The following is a 16,823-nucleotide window of genomic DNA, read 5'->3' as shown; positions in this document are numbered from 1 at the left end:
CTCGCACAGTAAATCCCCCTACACCCCCTCTTCACTTGATCCTACCCCCACGCAGGCCTACTCTAGACCTCGCGCAACCGTTTCACCCCCTCCCCGCCGCTGCTCTACCGCTTCCCCCTGACAAGGAGGTTCCCGAATGTTCGATTTCCACCCCCAGCTCAAGCAGCGCTTTGCTGCCTTGCGCACGGGCGCTGAGTTTTTTTCCCTGCGGTATGTACGCGAGTCCGGGCAATATCTGTCGGTGCGCAAGAATGTCGCCGAGCCGCCGAGCCTGAGACGCGACGAAGGCGCGATGCTCACCGTGCGCGTCAATGGCGTTGAGGCCTACGCGGCGACCAACGACCTGTCGCAACAAGGTCTGCAGGCCGCCCTCGAACGCGCCGAGCTGCAAGCGCGCCGGCTCAAGCCACACGCCTTGCTCGACCTGCGCGATCAGCCGGTGTCCAGCGATCGCGCTGATTACTTTTCACCCAATCTCGACCAAGCCTTCCCGTCCCTGAGCGAATGTTTTGAGCTGCTCGGCGCGGAATCCGCCTCGGTGCCAAAGGATGAGCGCCTGGTGAACTGGCAGGTGAGCATTGGCATTACCCACGTCGAACAGATTTACCTGAGCAGCGCCGGGGCTGAATTGCGCCAGGCCCAACGCTTCGTCTATCCAGGCCTCGACGTCACCGCCTACGACGGTAACGACAGCCAGACCCGTAGCCTCGGCCGCGAGAACTTCGGCCAACAGGGCGGCGCTGACGTGATCAGCCGCTGCGGCCTGATCGGCGCCGGCCCGCAAGTCGCCGATCAGGCCTTGCAACTGCTGCTCGCGCCGAACACCCCGCAAGGCCCGCGCGACCTGCTGTTGATGCCGGATCAAATGATGCTGCAAATCCACGAATCCATCGGCCACCCGCTGGAACTCGACCGCATCCTCGGCGACGAGCGCAATTACGCCGGCACCAGTTTCGTCAAGGCCAGCGACTTCGGCAGCCTGCAATACGGCTCCAAGCTGCTCAACGTGACCTTCGATCCGGGCATTCCCGAAGAACTCGCCAGCTACGGTCATGACGACGACGGCAGCAAGGCCAGCAAACAATTCCTGATCCGCGATGGCCTGTTGTTGCGCCCGCTGGGCGGTGCGCTGTCGCAGTTCCGCGCCGGCCTCGATGGCGTTGCCAACAGCCGCGCCTGCGGCTGGAACCGGCCGCCGATCGACCGCATGGCCAACCTCAATATCGAACCGGGCGATCAGCCTCTGAACAAACTGATCGAAGGCATCGAGAACGGCATCCTGATGAGCACCAACCGCTCATGGTCGATCGACGATGCGCGCAACAAATTCCAGTTCGGCTGCGAATGGGGCCAGTTGATCGAAAACGGTGAACTCAAAGGTGTGGTGAAAAACCCGAACTATCGGGCGATTTCCGCGCACTTCTGGAAAAGCCTGCGCGCCGTCGGCGACGCCAACACCGTCAAGGTGCTGGGCACGCCGAACTGCGGCAAGGGCGAACCGAACCAGGTGATCCGCGTCGGCCACGCTTCGCCGGCCTGCGTATTCAGCAACGTTGATGTGTTTGGGGGAGACGCCTGATGAGCATTTCGAAGAGTCAGTCCGACGCCTTCAAGGTCATGGTCGAGTGGCTGCGCGACAGCGTGCGCGAGCCGGAACAGTTCACCCTCAGCTTTGCCGCCGAATCCTCGGCGTTCGTGCGTTTCAATCACGCCAAGGTGCGTCAGGCCGGGCAAGTGCAGCAGGCCAATATCGTTCTGAAACTGATCAACGACGGTCGCCACGCCGACCTGCAAGTCACCCTGTCCGGTGATCAGGAAGGCGATCTGCGACGCCTCGCCGAAGGCCTGCAACAACTGCGCGAAACCCTGCCGTTGCTGCCGCAGGATCCGTACCTGCTGCTCAATCACAACGGCTGGCAGAGTCAGAACGTGCAGGAACATCCGCTGCCGGACACCGAGCAGGTTGTCGATGAAATCTGCGCTGCAGCTGAAGGTCTGGATCTGGTGGGCTTTTATGCGGCCGGCCCGATCAGCCGTGGTTTCGCCAGTTCTTCAGGCGCGTTTGGCTGGCATCAGGCGAACAGCTTCAACTTCGATTTCAGCCTGTTCCACGAGAACGGTGAAGCGGTGAAAGCCAGCTACGCCGGGCATGACTGGAGCAGCGAAGGCTTCGCCAAGCGCTTCGGCCAGGCTCGCGAGCAACTGGAGTTTCTCGGCCGCCCACTGCGCACCTTGGCGCCGGGGCAGTACCGCGCGTATCTGGCACCGGCGGCGCTGGAAGAAATCATGGGCATGCTGAGCTGGGGCGGTTTCTCGGCGCAGTCGATCGCCAGTAAGAGCAGCCCGTTGCAGAAGCTGTATGTCGGCGATCAGGCGTTCAGTCCACTGCTGTCGCTGGATGAGAAAGTCAGCGAATCGCTGAGCCCGGCGTTTTCCGGCGAGGGGTATCCGCGCAGTGATTTGCGCCTGATCGTCGAAGGCAAGGCTGGCGATCAACTTGTCGGCTCGCGCAGTGCAGCGGAATATGGCCTGACCGCCAACGGCGCCGGTGGCGGTGAAATGCCAAGCGCGTTGAACATGGCGGCGGGTGATCTGGCGCAAGCAGAGATCCTCAAGCAATTGGGTACCGGGCTGTACATCAGCAACCTGTGGTACCTGAACTTCTCGGATCAACCGGCGGCGCGCATGACCGGCATGACCCGTTTCGCGACCTTCTGGGTCGAGAACGGCGAGATCCAGGCGCCGGTCAGCACCATGCGCTTCGACGATAGCGCTTACAGCCTGCTCGGTTCGCAGCTGGAAGCGTTGACCGCCGAGCGCGAGTTGCTGCTGTCAGCGAGTACGTACAGCCAGCGCAATACTTCGTCGGCGTTGCTGCCGGGGGCGCTGGTCAGCCGTTTGACTCTGACCCTCTGACGGCGAGCATTCCCACGCTCTGCGTGGGAATGCAGCAGGGGACGCTCTGCGTCCCAGCCAAAAGCGGACGCGGAGCGTCCGTGGAGGCATTCCCACGCAGAGCGTGGGAACGATCATGGATATGCATTAACTCCAACGACAAGAGGTTCCATGCCCAACCGCCCGCCTCTCGACGCCATCACCGCCCGCTGGTTGCCGTGGGTCGTCGCCATCGCTTTCTTCATGCAGTCCCTCGACGGGACCATTCTCAATACCGCCCTGCCCGCCATGGCTCGCGATCTGGCCGAAGATCCCTTGCGTATGCAGGGCGTGATCATCGCCTACATGCTCACCGTGGCCTTGCTGATACCGGCCTCAGGCTGGATCGCCGACCGTTTCGGCACCAAGAAAATCTTCTTCGGCGCGATCTTGTTGTTCAGCTTCGGCTCGCTGCTCTGCGCCTTGTCGAGCAGTCTGAGCATGCTGGTCGGCGCCCGAGTGATTCAGGGCCTGGGCGGTGCGCTGATGCTACCGGTCGGGCGACTCGTCGTACTGCGCGCCTATCCGCGATCCGAACTGGTGCGGATCATGGGCTTCATCACCATCCCCGGCCTGCTCGGTCCGCTGATCGGCCCGACCATGGGCGGCTGGATGGTCGAGTACCTGACGTGGCACTGGATTTTCCTGATCAACCTGCCGGTCGGCGTGATTGGTTGCTACGCGGTGTGGAAATTCATTCCCGACCTGCGCGGCACCGAGCGCACGCGTTTCGATAGCCTGGGTTTCCTGCTGTTCGGCGCGGCGATGATCCTGATCACCATCGCCATGGAAGGCCTTGGCGAACTGCACTTGCCGCATCTGCGGGTGATGTTGCTGCTGTTCGCCGGTCTGGCGTGTCTGGCGGCGTACTGGTTGCGCGCCGGGCACATCGAAAACCCGCTGTTCGCGCCATCGCTGTTCAAGACCCGCACGTTTGCCGTCGGCATTCTCGGCAACCTCTTTGCCCGCCTGGGCAGCGGCGCATTGCCATTTCTGGTGCCGTTGCTGCTGCAAGTGGCGCTGGGCTATTCACCGTCGCAAGCGGGGATGAGCATGCTGCCACTGGCGGCGGCGGCAATGTTTGCCAAGTGGATGGCACGGCCGCTGATTGAGCGGCTTGGTTATCGCATCGTGCTCACCGGCAACACCCTGGCACTGGGGATCATGCTGGCGAGCATGGGCCTGGTCAGCGAGCAGACGCCGTACTGGTTGCTACTGTGTCTGCTGGCGATTCTCGGCGCGATCAACTCGCTGCAATTCACCGCGATGAACACGGTGACGCTGATCGATCTCGACGATGCGAGCGCCAGTAGCGGCAACAGCTTGCTGTCGGTGGTGGCGCAATTATCGTTGAGCCTGGGGGTGGCGTGCGCCGGTGCTTTGCTCGGTGGGTTTACCGCAGAGATCGGTAACGATGGCGTGGAAACCGTGCTGGGTGCGTTCCAGCTGACCTTCGTCACCGTCGGCATCATGGCGATGCTGGCCGCGACGATCTTCTCGCAACTGTCGAAAGAAGACGGGCGCCGCGCCAAACGTCCGGAAGAACACATCGAACATTAACCACTGTTCGTCCAGAACTTTCGAAGAAAGTGGCACGGGGCTGCTACACTGCGCGACATTTTGTTTTGCAGGCCAGTCCCGTGACCACCATCGCCACCGCTTTTAATACTCTGCCGCTGTCCGCCGCCATGCTGGCTAACCTCGAATCCCTCGGTTATGCCCAGATGACGCCGATCCAGGCGCAGAGCTTGCCGGTGATCCTCAAGGGGATGGACCTGATCGCCCAGGCCAAGACCGGCAGCGGCAAGACCGCCGCGTTCGGCATCGGCCTGCTCAACCCGATCAACCCGCGCTATTTCGGTTGCCAAGCGCTGGTGATCTGCCCGACGCGTGAGCTGGCCGACCAAGTCGCCAAGGAAATCCGTCGTCTGGCCCGTGCCGAAGACAACATCAAGGTCCTGACCCTGTGCGGCGGCGTGTCGTTCGGCCCGCAAATCGCTTCGCTGGAGCACGGCGCGCACATCATCGTCGGCACCCCGGGGCGTATCCAGCAGCACTTGCGCAAAGGTTCGCTGGTGCTCGATGGCCTGAATACGCTGATTCTCGACGAAGCCGACCGCATGCTCGACATGGGTTTCTACGACGCCATCGAAGACATCATCGTCAAGACCCCGGAACGTCGTCAGACCCTGCTGTTCTCCGCGACGTACCCGGTGGGCATCAAGCAACTGGCGTCGAAGTTCATGCGTGATCCGCAAACGGTGAAAGCCGAAGCGTTCCACGATGACACGCAGATCGAGCAGCGTTTCTACGAGATTTCCCCGGAAGATCGCATGAGCGTGGTGACCAAAGTCCTGCACCACTTCCGCCCGGCATCGTGCGTGGCGTTCTGCTTCACCAAGCAGCAAGTGCAGGAAACCGTTGATCACCTGACCGCCAAGGGCATTTCCGCCGTCGGCCTGCACGGCGATCTGGAACAGCGTGACCGCGATCAGGTGCTGGCGATGTTCGCCAACCGCAGTACCTCGGTACTGGTTGCCACCGACGTCGCCGCCCGTGGTCTGGACATCGATGCGCTAGACATGGTGATTAACGTCGAACTGGCGCGCGATTCGGAAATCCACATTCACCGCGTTGGCCGTACCGGTCGCGCTGGCGAGAAAGGCATCGCGATCAGTCTGGTTGCACCGGGCGAAGCGCACCGCGCGCAAGCCATCGAACAACTGCAGAAGTCGCCGCTGAACTGGGATCAGGTCGATAACCTCAAGTCCCAGGGCCTCGCCCCGCTGCAACCGCCGATGACCACGCTGTGCATCGGCGCGGGCCGTAAAGACAAGGTTCGCCCGGGCGACATTCTGGGCGCACTGACTGGCGATGCCGGCATTCCGGGTGCGCAGGTTGGCAAGATCGCGATTTTCGACTTCCAGGCTTATGTAGCCGTGGACCGCACCGTGGCCATGCAAGCCTTGCAGCGTTTGAACGACGGCAAGATCAAGGGCCGTTCGCTGCGCGTCCGCATCCTCTGACCTGATCGTTCCCACGCTCTGCGTGGGAATGCATCCCGTGACGCTCCGCGTCACATAACAACGGACGCAGAGCGTCCATGGCGGCATTCCCACGCAGAGCGTGGGAATGATCATTGTGTGAGGACACCGTTTTGCGCTCTACCGAAGTCGTGATCATTGGCGCTGGCGCCGCTGGGTTGATGTGTGCACTGACCGCTGCCGGACGCGGGCGTCAGGTGTTGCTGCTCGACCACGCGAACAAGGCCGGCAAGAAAATCCTGATGTCGGGCGGTGGTCGCTGCAATTTCACCAACATGTACACCGAACCGAGCAATTTCCTCTCGCAGAACCCGCACTTCTGCAAATCGGCACTGGCGCGCTACACCCAGTGGGATTTCATCGGCATGGTCGGCAAACACGCCGTGCCGTACCACGAGAAGAAACTCGGCCAGTTGTTCTGCGATAACAAATCCAGCGACATCCTCGAAATGCTCCTGACCGAGTGCGATCAGGTCGGTGTGGAGCTGCATCTGGACACCTCAATCCAGACCATCGAGAAGATCGAAAGCGGTTACCTGCTCGACACCACACTGGGCCAGATCCAGTGCCAGTCGCTGGTGATCGCCACCGGCGGTCTGTCGATCCCGACGCTGGGCGCCACCGGTTTCGGTTATCAAGTGGCCAAACAGTTCGGCCATGAACTGCTGCCGACCCGCGCCGGGCTGGTGCCGTTCACCATCACCGATCAGCTCAAGGAACTGTGCACCGAGCTGTCCGGCACTTCGGTGGATTGTCTGGTGAGCTGCAACGATCAGAGCTTTCGCGAGAATATTCTGTTCACTCACCGTGGCCTCAGTGGCCCGGCGATTTTGCAGATTTCATCGTTCTGGGAATCCGGCGACACGGTTGAGATCAACCTGCTGCCGGATCACGACGCGGCGAGCTGGCTGCAGCAGCAAGTGGCCGAGCGTCCGAACAGTGAATTGAAAACCCTGCTCGGTGAGATTTTCACCAAGAAGATGGCCAATCTACTGGCGGACAACTGGTTCGTGTCCAAGCCGATGAAGCAGTACACCCACGCGGAACTGGCGGAAATCGCCGACAAGCTGGGCAGCTGGAAAGTGGTGCCGGCGGGGACCGAAGGTTATCGCACGGCCGAGGTAACGCTCGGTGGCGTCGATACCCGCGAGGTGTCGTCCAAGACCATGGAATCACTGAAAAGCCCTGGCCTGTATTTCATCGGCGAAGTGCTCGACGTGACCGGGCATCTGGGCGGTTTCAACTTTCAGTGGGCCTGGGCCTCCGGCTACGCTGCCGCGCAGTACGCTTAATTCAAAGCTAAATACAAAAACCTGTGGGAGCTGGCTTGCCAGCGATGAGGCCGGCAGATCCAACATCATTGTTGACTGTCATGCAGCCATCGCTGGCAAGCCAGCTCCCACAGGGTTCCGTGCCCAATTCAAGATTTAGTTCTACACAAGATCTCAAAGGAACACTTTTTGCTGTCAGATGTGATCGGCGCCATTGCGTCGGCGTCATTACTGGCTCAATTTAGCGGCATCGCCTCGGAAGGCCTTCGCACTTCATGTCCTCGACCTCGTTTCGTCAGTCTTTGCGGCGCCTGTGGGCGCTGGATAAATTCAGCTACAGCGTGCGGGTGTTCATCGCCCTGACCGGCAGCATGGCGCTGTGTTGGTATCAGGATGAAATGGGCCTGCTGATCCCGTTGTTCCTGGGGATTATCGCCAGCGCCCTGGCCGAAACCGACGACAGTTGGCAGGGCCGCCTCAACGCCCTCGCCGTGACCCTGGTGTGTTTCAGCATCGCCGCGCTGTCGGTGGAATTGCTCTTCCCTTACCCCATTGTGTTTGCCATTGCTTTGGCGCTGGCCAGTTTCGGCCTGACCATGCTCGGGGCGCTCGGCGAGCGCTATGGCGCGATTGCCTCGGCGACGCTGATTCTGTCGGTGTACACGATGATCGGTGTTGACCAGCGCGGTGGCGCGGTCACCGACTTCTGGCACGAGCCGATGCTGCTGGTCGCCGGTGCGGCGTGGTACGGCTTGCTCTCGGTGTTGTGGCAGGCAATGTTTTCCAACCAGCCGGTGCAGCAGAGTCTGGCGCGACTGTTCCGCGAACTGGGGTTTTACCTGAAGCTGAAATCTTCGCTGTTCGAGCCGATCCGGCAGATGGACGTCGAAGCCCGGCGGCTGGAACTGGCCCAGCAAAACGGTCGCGTGGTGGCGGCGCTGAACAGTGCCAAGGAAATCATTCTGCACCGCGTCGGCAATGGCCGCCCCGGCTCGAAAGTCAGCCGTTATCTGAAGCTGTACTTCCTCGCTCAGGACATCCACGAACGCGCGAGTTCTTCGCACTATCCGTACAACGCACTGGCCGAAGCGTTCTTCCACAGCGACGTGCTGTTCCGCTGCCAACGCCTGTTGCGCCAGCAAGGCAAGGCCTGCCGCGCTCTGGCCGAATCGATCCAGATGCGCCAGCCATTTATTTATGACGCGAGTTTCGCCGAAGCCCTCAGCGACCTCGACGCCTCCCTCGAACACCTGCGCATCCAGAGCAATCCGGCCTGGCGCGGATTGCTGCGTTCGCTGCGCGCACTGGCGGCCAACCTCGGCACCCTCGACCGCTTGCTTAGCGACGCGAGCAACCCCGACGCCTTGGCCGATGCGACTGACAGCAGCCTGCTCGACCGTTCGCCGCGCAACCTCAAAGACGTCTGGGTGCGCCTGCGCACGCAACTGACGCCGACGTCTCTGCTGTTCCGGCATGCCCTGCGCCTGCCATTGGCGCTGAGTATCGGTTACGGCATGGTGCATTTGATTCACCCGTCGCAGGGTTACTGGATCATCCTCACCACGCTGTTCGTCTGCCAGCCGAACTACGGCGCGACGCGGCGCAAACTCGGTCAGCGGATTTTCGGTACCGCCATCGGCCTGACCGTGGCGTGGGCGCTGTTCGATCTGTTCCCGAGCCCGTTGGTGCAGTCGTGTTTCGCCATCGCTGCCGGCGTGGTGTTCTTTACCAACCGCACCACCCGCTACACCCTGGCGACAGCGGCGATCACCATCATGGTGCTGTTCTGCTTCAATCAGGTCGGTGACGGTTACGGACTGTTCCTGCCACGGTTGTTCGATACCTTGCTTGGCAGCCTGATTGCCGGTCTGACGGTGTTCCTGTTCCTACCGGACTGGCAGGGCCGACGCCTTAACAAAGTGCTGGCCAACACCCTGACCTGCAACAGCATCTACCTGCGCCAGATCATGCAGCAATACGCCGCCGGCAAGAGTGATGACCTCGCCTATCGGCTGGCCCGCCGCAACGCGCACAACGCCGATGCGGCGCTGTCGACAACGCTGGCGAACATGCTCATGGAGCCGGGGCATTTCCGTAAGGAAGCCGATGTCGGCTTCCGCTTTCTGGTGCTGTCGCACACCTTGCTGAGTTATCTGTCAGGGCTGGGCGCGCATCGCGAGACGCAGTTGCCGGCGGATGTGCGCGAGCATTTGATCGAAGGCGCCGGGGTGAAACTGGCGACGAGTATTGATGAAATCGCCCAAGGGCTGGCCAACAAGCAGCCGGTGGCGATTCAGAGTGATGAAGAAGAAGCGCTGGCCAATGAGCTGGAGCAGATGGCCGATGAGATCGATGAGGGGCAGCGGTTGGTGCAGACGCAACTGGCGTTGATTTGCAGGCAGTTGGGGCCGCTGCGGACGTTGGCGGCGCATCTGATCAAGGACACCGCCGAAGTTTGAGTTGCCTTGGCGGGCCTCATCGCTGGCAAGCCAGCTCCCACAGGATTTGTGTACACCGCAAAACCTGTGGGAGCTGCGGTGCGACGATTCGACTTGCCAGCGATGAGGCCATCAGCAACAACGCAACTCTGAAATCAGAAACTCACATCCCATGCTGCCTCAACAACTTGTCATAACTCCCATCCGCCTTCATCGCCGCAATCGCCTTATCAAACCCCGCGACAATCTGCTCATGCTGCGGATTCTTCAGGCTCACCAATATATGCAGGCTGTTCTCACTCAACGGCTTGGGTAAAAACTCCACCGAATCGCGCACCTTGGCGGATTCCCGCGCCAGGTAATACTTCGCCACATATTCATCCTCCAGCGTCAACTTGACCCGATCTGCCGCGAGCATGCGCACGGCCATGGCGAAGTTATGCACAGGGACTTTCTGCAACGCCGTGTCGGCATCGAACGGCGCCGAATAGGCGTAGCCGCGCACCACCGCAATCGGATAGGTGTGCAGTTGCTGCAGATTGGAATAGTCGAGTGGCGTGTCTTTGCGCTTGAGAAAGCGGATGCGGTTGAGCAGGTATTCCCCGGAGAACTGGCCGAACCTGGTGCGTTCGTCGTTGTACCAGGCGTTGACCAACACATCGTAGCGGCCCTCGCCGACGCCAAGCAGCGCCCGCGCCCACGGCACCTGCTCATAACCGCTGGCATAGCCGGCCCGGGCGAGTGCGGTGGTGACAATGTCGGTAGCCAGACCGCCGTTGACTAGCGTGTCGTCGGTAAAGGGTGGCCAGATATCAAACACCAGCCGCAGCTTCTCCGCTGCAGCGGTCTGAGCCAGCAAGAGCAATCCGGTCAAAGCAACGGCTCGATGCAAACGCGGCATGCTTGAAAATCCTTAGCGGGCGAGTTGCCCAGCATGTTTTCAGCCAAAACCCCAAGGCCCCTTACCGGCAAAACCCAGGCCCTAACATTAGCTCATTGCAGCCAGTGCACAGGGCTCTCCAGCAGATTACACAAAGTCACCGAGGCTGCGAGAAAGGAATGATGGCATTTTGACCCTTGTCACAGACTCTTACGCCATACAGACATCTTTGCCGTGGGCGCTTAGTATCGGGCGACACGTTCAAGGAATCGGCAAATGACAATCGAATGGGTCTGCAAACATCACAGTGATCTGGGCAAGGAACAGCTATACGCGCTGTTGAAGCTGCGCTCGGACGTGTTCGTCGTCGAGCAGAAATGCGCCTATCCGGACCTCGATGGCCAGGATCTGGAAGGCGACACCTACCATCTGATGGGGTGGGAGGATGACCAGTTGATGGCGTACCTGCGCCTGCTGGATCCGGAATCCCAGGGGGGTGACGTGGTGATCGGCCGCGTGATTACCGCACCGCAAGGGCGCGGCAAAGGGCTGGGGCACGAAATGATGGAGCAAGCACTGAAACAGGCCGAGAAGCACTGGCCGCAAGTGCCGATCTATTTGTCGGCGCAGGCGCATTTGCAGGGGTATTACGGTCGGTACGGGTTTGTTGTGGCGGGTGAAGAGTATCTGGAGGATGACATTCCACACATTGGGATGCGTCGGGCCTGAACAGCCCTCACCCTAGCCCTCTCCCAGTGGGAGAGGGGACTGACCGAGTTGTCTTGCGTCAGACATCGACCTGAAAAACCGCGTCGATTATGGATTCACAGCAATTCGTTCAGGTCGGCGTATCTCTCCAATATCCCCCAATCGGCGCCCTCTCCCTCCGGGAGAGGGCTGGGTGAGGGGCTCTTTTTCAGGGATACTCCAGAACTGCCTTGATCTGCCGCAAATTACGCTCGATCCACCCACGATCAATCGCTCCCCACTCGCGAATCCGATAGCGCCCGGCGTGATTGCGCGCGCCCTCTTCCTGCTCGAACTCACAAACGATATCCAGATCGGCCAACGCGGCAATCGTGTCCTGCGCCGTGCGCCGGGGCATGCCGGTCACGTCGGTCAGCGTCGGCACACTCGGCGCCAGACCGCTGTCGATCAGGTACGCCACATATAAGCGACGGTAGAAACTGCTTTTGGTCTTGCTGACGTCCATCCACACCTTCCTGGTTGCGTACTGTTAAGCCTGCATATCGCGCCACGTCAGATACACACGCAGATCAAACTCGACCTGGTGATACCCCGGCAGCATGTGCTCGCACAATTTATAGAACGCCTTGTTGTGATCCGATTCCTTGAAGTGCGCCAGTTCATGCACGACGATCATTTTCAGAAAGTCCGGCGCGGCCTCCTTGAACAACGAGGCGATACGAATCTCTTTCTTGGCCTTGAGCTTGCCGCCCTGCACTCGCGACACCGTGGTGTGCAGACCCAGTGCGCGGTGGGTCAGGTCAAGGCGGTTGTCGAACAGCACCTTGTCGATGGCCGGGGCGTTGCGCAGGTATTCCTGCTTCAGGTCCAGCGCGTAGCTGTACAAAGCCTTGTCGCTCTGCACGTCGTGGCGCCCCGAATAGCGTTGATTCAGGTAATCACCCAGACGCCCTTCGGCAATCAGTTGACGCACCTGATCCTGTAATTGCGCGGGATAGGCCTGGAGGTACTTCAACACAGTCATGGACGAGCGACACGGTTCGAAAAGGTGCGCCAGTGTAGCGAATTCAACCGGGCAGTGCGCTCCAGTCAAACGGCTCGGCGAAGCTGACCGCGTCCTCGGCCATCAGCGGCCGCGCGACGAGGAAACCCTGCACGTATTCGCAGCCATGGGCTTGCAGCCATTGGTATTGCTCGATGGTTTCCACCCCCTCGGCAATCACCAGCAAACCGTATTGTTTGCACAGACTGATCACCGTACTGACCAGCGAGGCGTCGCGTTTGGAGTCCGGCAACCGCGCAATAAGATGGCGATCAAGCTTGAGGGTATCCAGCTCCAGATCACGCAGATGCGCCAGCGAACACGGCCCGGAACCGAAGTCATCCAGCGCCACCCGCACGCCCAGATTGCGCAGCAACCGCAGTTGTTTGCGGGTTTCGTCGGGATTCTGCATCAGCGCTTCTTCGGTGACCTCGACCTCCAGTTGCCGAGGCTGCAAGGCATGTCGTTCCATCACCTGACGCAACTCGGTGACCAGATTCGGCAGGCTGAACTGGGTGTTGCTCAAACTCACACCGAGCACCAGATCCTCGGCAAACAGGGTTTCCCAGGCTTTGCGCTGACCGGCACCACGATGATAAATCCAGCTGCCGAGGCGGCTGATCAGCCGCGCCTCTTCCAGCAACGGCAAGAACAACCCCGGCGGCACATCGCCAACGCTCGGATGCTGCCAACGCAACAAGGCTTCGAAGCCACGAATCTGGCCCGTGTCGATGGCCACTTGCGGCTGATACACCAAGTTGAAATCGCGGTTCTCGATGGCCGCACGCACACTTTCTTCAAGCATCAATCGCGAACGCGCCCTGCCGTTCATTTCATGATCATAAAAGCGATATTGCTGACGTCCGGCGCGCTTGGCTTCATACATGGCGATGTCGGAGGCACGCAGCAATCCGTCAAGGTTGGAGCCGCAGTCCGGGTAAGTGGCGATGCCGATGCTGGCACCGAGAGCGATGTCCAACCCTTCAATCTGCTGACAGATCGACACCCGTTCGATGAGTTTTTCGGCAATCTTCGCCGCTTGCTCGGGAAACTCCAGATCCAGCAGCGCGGTAAATTCATCGCCGCCCATGCGCGCAAGAATGTCGAACGGCCGCAGACATGCCTTCAATTGCTCGGAAACCCAGCGCAACACCCGATCGCCGGCATCGTGACCGAGTGAATCGTTGACCCGTTTGAAGCCATCAAGATCCAGATACAGCAAGACCCAACTGCTATCACTGCGCTCACCACGCAACAGCAGATTTTCAACAGTCTGGTAAAACCCGCGCCGGTTGAGCAACCCGGTCAGTGGATCGGTCACCGCCTGGAATTCCAGTTGTTGGTGCAAGTGACGCACCACCGACATATCGAGCACGGTCACCACCATCGCATGCTGTTCGGCGGGCAACGCCGCACAGGACAGCGCCACCGGCACTTGCTGGCCGGGCGCGGTGCGCAGCAAGGCGTCGTGCAGCCTTAACGTCTCGCCACGCTTGTAGCTGGCATAAAACTCGGAATCGGCCCACAGCGGAATGTGCGGCTTCTGAAGAAAATCGAGAAACTCTTTACCTTCCAGCTCCTTCACCGGCGCATTCAATAACCGCGAAATCGCCGGATTGGCAAAACGGATCAAACCGTCTTCGCCCACCACCAGAATGCCCTCGGCGGCGTTATCCAACACCGAGGCATTGAAGGCGCGCGCCACTTCCAGGTCATGACTCAGGCGCTGCAACGCGCGGCGATTACGCTGGTGTTCCAGCAACGCCTGCACCTTAGGCTTGAGGATCTGCGGGTCGAACGGCTTGAACAGGTAATCCACCGCACCACTGGCATAGCCCTTGATCACGGCGTCCTGGGATTGCTCGTTGGCGGTCAGAAAGATGATCGGCGTCAGGCGCGTGCGCTGGCTGCCACGCATCAGGCGCGCGACTTCAAAGCCGTCCATGCCCGGCATCTGCACGTCCAGCAGCACCAGATCGACGTCGTGGGAGAGCAGAATATTGAGCGCTTCGAAACCGGAGGCTGCCGTGAGGACGTGCCAATCCTGGCGCTGCAGCAACGCGCGCATGCTGATCAGATTTTCAGGGTAATCATCAACGATCAAAAGGACAGAGCTGCCTTCACCTGGCGGGGGTTGCGCGCATTCCATGCTGCTTCTCTTGTCGGGACTTTCGGTCGGTTTCCGGTAAAAACCGCACACATACTGAGCCTTCACTCTAGTACTGGATCCAAGAAAGCAGAAGCTGTCATCAGGCCATCATTTAACCAAAGCGTGAATTTGCCGACTAACGGTCACCGCTGAAGCCCCCGGAAACCGGCAGAGATGGCATTTCGACAGGATGTTGACGTCAATCATCTGCCAAACGGGCATTAACAAAAAATCCCTCTACGCTTATAAAGTCCGCCCCAAAACGTGCGGGCTAGAGCTTCTGGCACGTACGTGCAGTGAAACTTGAGTGGAAGAACCGACATGATCGATCTCGCAACCTGGAACCTCAGCGTTCCCGTTGGCAGCCCGCCATACACCGTCGAAACCTCCAAACTGGTGAACGGCTTCAAAGATCAGTACTTCCATTCCGACACCGGCACCTTGTTCTTCTGGTCACCGGTTACCGGGTCAAAAACCGAAAACGCCATTTATCCGCGCACCGAACTGCGCGAAACCTACAGCAACGGCACCCTGCGCAACTGGTATTACCCGGATGCCGACAATTCATTGCGCGCGACCGTCACGGTGAACAAAGTACCGAGCTCCGGCAAGATCGTCATCGGCCAGATTCATGCTTATGAAAGCCAGAAGCCGATGGTCAAACTTGAGTATCAGTACAAGACAAAAACCGAAACCGGCAACCTGGTGATCAAGGTGCGCATGCACCCGGACGACGACGAAAGCCGCGTCATCACCCTTGCGACCGGGGTCAAACTGGATCGCGAATTCAACTACCTCATTCACCTCAGTCCTGGCGGTGCACTGGGTGTGAGTGCGGCGGGTTATCAGTGGGATTCACAGATCAGTGCGACGTGGCGCAACAAGCCGCTGTATTTCAAGGCTGGGGTTTATGTGCAGGACAACACCGGGTACACCAGCGAAGGTGGCCAAGTGACCTTCTCCAAACTCGACATCGATCACGACAAATAGCCCAATCCCCACCGTAGGAGCTGCCGAAGGCTCGGGCCGCGATCGGACGATCTTTTGATCTTGTTTTTGATTCTAAAAAGACAAAATCAAAAGATCGCAGCCTTCGGCAGCTCCTACCTTTAAACAGTGCTGTTTAGATCTGTCGGCGGTTACTTCCGGATGCCTACAACACCTTGCGTCGTTGCCTACCACTACGCCAGAATCCGCCGGCTTGTGCGCCTGGCGGGCCATCGGTAACTTGATTCGCGTCACTGATTTCCAGTGATCGGGTTTAGTAGCCCGAGGTTACGCGAAGCGTATGTGCATCCGTTCAGTCAGGTATTTCTAAGCCTGCACTTGATGGTAGCTGTACGCAGGGCGCCTTCGGGTGCGCCGGTCGCGTCTCCCCGGTCTACTAACCTGCGTTCAGCTGCCACCCCTTCGTTTAGTAGCGATCCGGTGTCGGCTCCATTTACCGGAGACGAAACATGATCAGATCAACGCCACACCCGCCAGAAACAGATCTCGCATCCCCCTACGAATCCCTCGATTCAAAAAAACTCAACGACGCCGCCGAACGCGCCCTTGACCATTACCTCAAACCGTCCGCCTTCATCATGGCCAGCACGCATAAACCCGAGCCCATGTACCTCGCCAACCCGAAGTACAACACCGAATCCCTGCTGGCCAACGCCAGCGAAACTCTGGGTTCAGCCAGCGAAATGCTCAACAACTTCGCCGCCATGCTCGACACCTCACACCGCAAGACTGCCCTAGGCATTGCGCAAGTGGTCATGCTCGGTGAATTGGCGGTAAATCAGGCACTGGATCACGTTGAACTAAAGGAGTAGTCGTTCACAAAGAAGCCCGTCTCACGACGGGCTTCTTGAGCCAAATAGATTAAATGTTCCGCATACGCCACATTGAGATCAAAATGTTACGGTAGCGCAACATGGATTACTCTCTTTTTAATTACCCGTCTGGGCATTCAATTACGTGAAAAACGTATAAATCGTGGCCTGACGCAGGCTCAGCTTTCCGATCTGGCGGGACTGACGCGATACAAAGTCATAGCGGTGGAGAAAGGTACCCTTTCTGTTGGCATGATCGCTTACGCGCGCGTTTTGGCTGCGTTGGACTGCGAACTCTCGGTGGTTCCAGCAACGATGCCAACCTTTGAAGAGATTAGAGATTTATTCAAATAAAAGGGAAAAAGGGGACAGACTTGAATGGCACTTACTTAACATGTTTTGGGTGCCCGTTTTTCTGACATCTGCCCTTGCTGACCGACGTGGTTTGGTCAGCAAGGGGTAGGCTTGAGGTCTTCGTTTTATGGCTCGCGGCTCGATACGACCAGGCCGATTTCCGACGCGCCTCTGAGCAATCAG

Annotated in this window: 13 protein-coding genes and 2 pseudogenes; 10 read left to right on the top strand and 5 right to left on the bottom strand. The window is 59.4% G+C overall.

Features of this window, described 5'->3' with window-relative positions:
* The first annotated feature begins 136 nt into the window (after positions 1-136).
* From CKW26_RS22700 to yccS, 6 genes are all read left to right on the top strand, one after another.
* The gene (locus tag CKW26_RS22700) at positions 137-1,579 is read left to right on the top strand and encodes a TldD/PmbA family protein (protein ID WP_095050247.1); all 1,443 of its coding nucleotides are present in this window, start codon (positions 137-139) and stop codon (positions 1,577-1,579) included.
* Positions 1,579-2,916, top strand: coding sequence for a TldD/PmbA family protein (locus CKW26_RS22695; RefSeq protein WP_095050246.1), 1,338 nt, complete (start codon positions 1,579-1,581; stop codon positions 2,914-2,916). The genes CKW26_RS22700 and CKW26_RS22695 overlap by 1 nt, the downstream gene beginning before the upstream one ends.
* A 150-nt stretch (positions 2,917-3,066) precedes the next feature.
* Positions 3,067-4,494 carry a multidrug transporter subunit MdtD gene (mdtD, locus tag CKW26_RS22690; RefSeq protein ID WP_093429880.1) on the top strand — a complete coding sequence of 476 codons (1,428 nt, stop codon included), beginning with the start codon at positions 3,067-3,069 and terminating at the stop codon, positions 4,492-4,494.
* 80 nt (positions 4,495-4,574) lie between these two features.
* The gene (gene dbpA, locus CKW26_RS22685) at positions 4,575-5,960 is read left to right on the top strand and encodes an ATP-dependent RNA helicase DbpA (RefSeq protein WP_008085781.1); all 1,386 of its coding nucleotides are present in this window, start codon (positions 4,575-4,577) and stop codon (positions 5,958-5,960) included.
* Between the two features lie 131 nt (positions 5,961-6,091).
* The gene (locus CKW26_RS22680; protein WP_095050245.1) at positions 6,092-7,270 is read left to right on the top strand and encodes an NAD(P)/FAD-dependent oxidoreductase; all 1,179 of its coding nucleotides are present in this window, start codon (positions 6,092-6,094) and stop codon (positions 7,268-7,270) included.
* Between the two features lie 254 nt (positions 7,271-7,524).
* Positions 7,525-9,708 carry a YccS family putative transporter gene (gene yccS, locus CKW26_RS22675; protein ID WP_095050244.1) on the top strand — a complete coding sequence of 728 codons (2,184 nt, stop codon included), beginning with the start codon at positions 7,525-7,527 and terminating at the stop codon, positions 9,706-9,708.
* A gap of 142 nt (positions 9,709-9,850) precedes the next feature.
* Here yccS and CKW26_RS22670 read toward each other — a convergent pair whose 3' ends face one another.
* The gene (locus CKW26_RS22670; protein ID WP_095050243.1) at positions 9,851-10,588 is read right to left on the bottom strand and encodes an ABC transporter substrate-binding protein; all 738 of its coding nucleotides are present in this window, start codon (positions 10,586-10,588) and stop codon (positions 9,851-9,853) included.
* A gap of 255 nt (positions 10,589-10,843) precedes the next feature.
* Here CKW26_RS22670 and CKW26_RS22665 point away from each other — a divergent pair, with 255 nt between their 5' ends.
* Positions 10,844-11,296, top strand: coding sequence for a GNAT family N-acetyltransferase (locus CKW26_RS22665; protein WP_034153611.1), 453 nt, complete (start codon positions 10,844-10,846; stop codon positions 11,294-11,296).
* A 187-nt stretch (positions 11,297-11,483) separates the two neighbouring features.
* Here the strand turns inward: CKW26_RS22665 and CKW26_RS22660 are convergent, their stop codons facing one another.
* Genes CKW26_RS22660 through CKW26_RS22650 form a run of 3 tightly spaced genes read right to left on the bottom strand, consistent with a single transcriptional unit; the run spans position 11,484 to position 14,466 of the window.
* A complete protein-coding gene (locus CKW26_RS22660; protein ID WP_008081019.1) occupies positions 11,484-11,780 on the bottom strand; it encodes a helix-turn-helix domain-containing protein in 297 nt (98 codons plus the stop codon).
* Between the two features lie 24 nt (positions 11,781-11,804).
* A complete protein-coding gene (locus CKW26_RS22655; RefSeq protein ID WP_095050242.1) occupies positions 11,805-12,299 on the bottom strand; it encodes a M48 family metallopeptidase in 495 nt (164 codons plus the stop codon).
* 43 nt (positions 12,300-12,342) lie between these two features.
* Positions 12,343-14,466, bottom strand: a complete 2,124-nt coding sequence (locus CKW26_RS22650; protein WP_095050241.1) for a bifunctional diguanylate cyclase/phosphodiesterase — start codon at positions 14,464-14,466, stop codon at positions 12,343-12,345.
* A 321-nt stretch (positions 14,467-14,787) separates the two neighbouring features.
* Between CKW26_RS22650 and CKW26_RS22645 the strand changes: the two genes are divergently transcribed.
* The 3 genes and pseudogenes from CKW26_RS22645 to CKW26_RS30555 all read left to right on the top strand — a co-directional run bounded on the left by CKW26_RS22645 (position 14,788) and on the right by CKW26_RS30555 (position 16,640).
* A complete protein-coding gene (locus tag CKW26_RS22645; protein WP_095050240.1) occupies positions 14,788-15,456 on the top strand; it encodes a polysaccharide lyase family 7 protein in 669 nt (222 codons plus the stop codon).
* A gap of 467 nt (positions 15,457-15,923) precedes the next feature.
* A complete protein-coding gene (locus CKW26_RS22640; RefSeq protein ID WP_095050239.1) occupies positions 15,924-16,286 on the top strand; it encodes a DUF6124 family protein in 363 nt (120 codons plus the stop codon).
* 101 nt (positions 16,287-16,387) lie between these two features.
* A pseudogene (locus tag CKW26_RS30555) lies at positions 16,388-16,640 on the top strand (helix-turn-helix domain-containing protein).
* A 31-nt stretch (positions 16,641-16,671) separates the two neighbouring features.
* Here the strand turns inward: CKW26_RS30555 and CKW26_RS30150 are convergent.
* Positions 16,672-16,823 (bottom strand): annotated as a pseudogene (locus CKW26_RS30150) (IS4 family transposase); the annotation flags it as partial.

Origin of the sequence: Pseudomonas sp. Irchel s3h9 (assembly GCF_900187475.1) — a bacterium.
GTDB classification, from domain to species: domain Bacteria; phylum Pseudomonadota; class Gammaproteobacteria; order Pseudomonadales; family Pseudomonadaceae; genus Aquipseudomonas; species Aquipseudomonas neuropathica.
The sequence above is the reverse complement of the archived record's forward strand: the minus strand, read 5'-3'. Positions and strand labels throughout refer to the sequence as shown.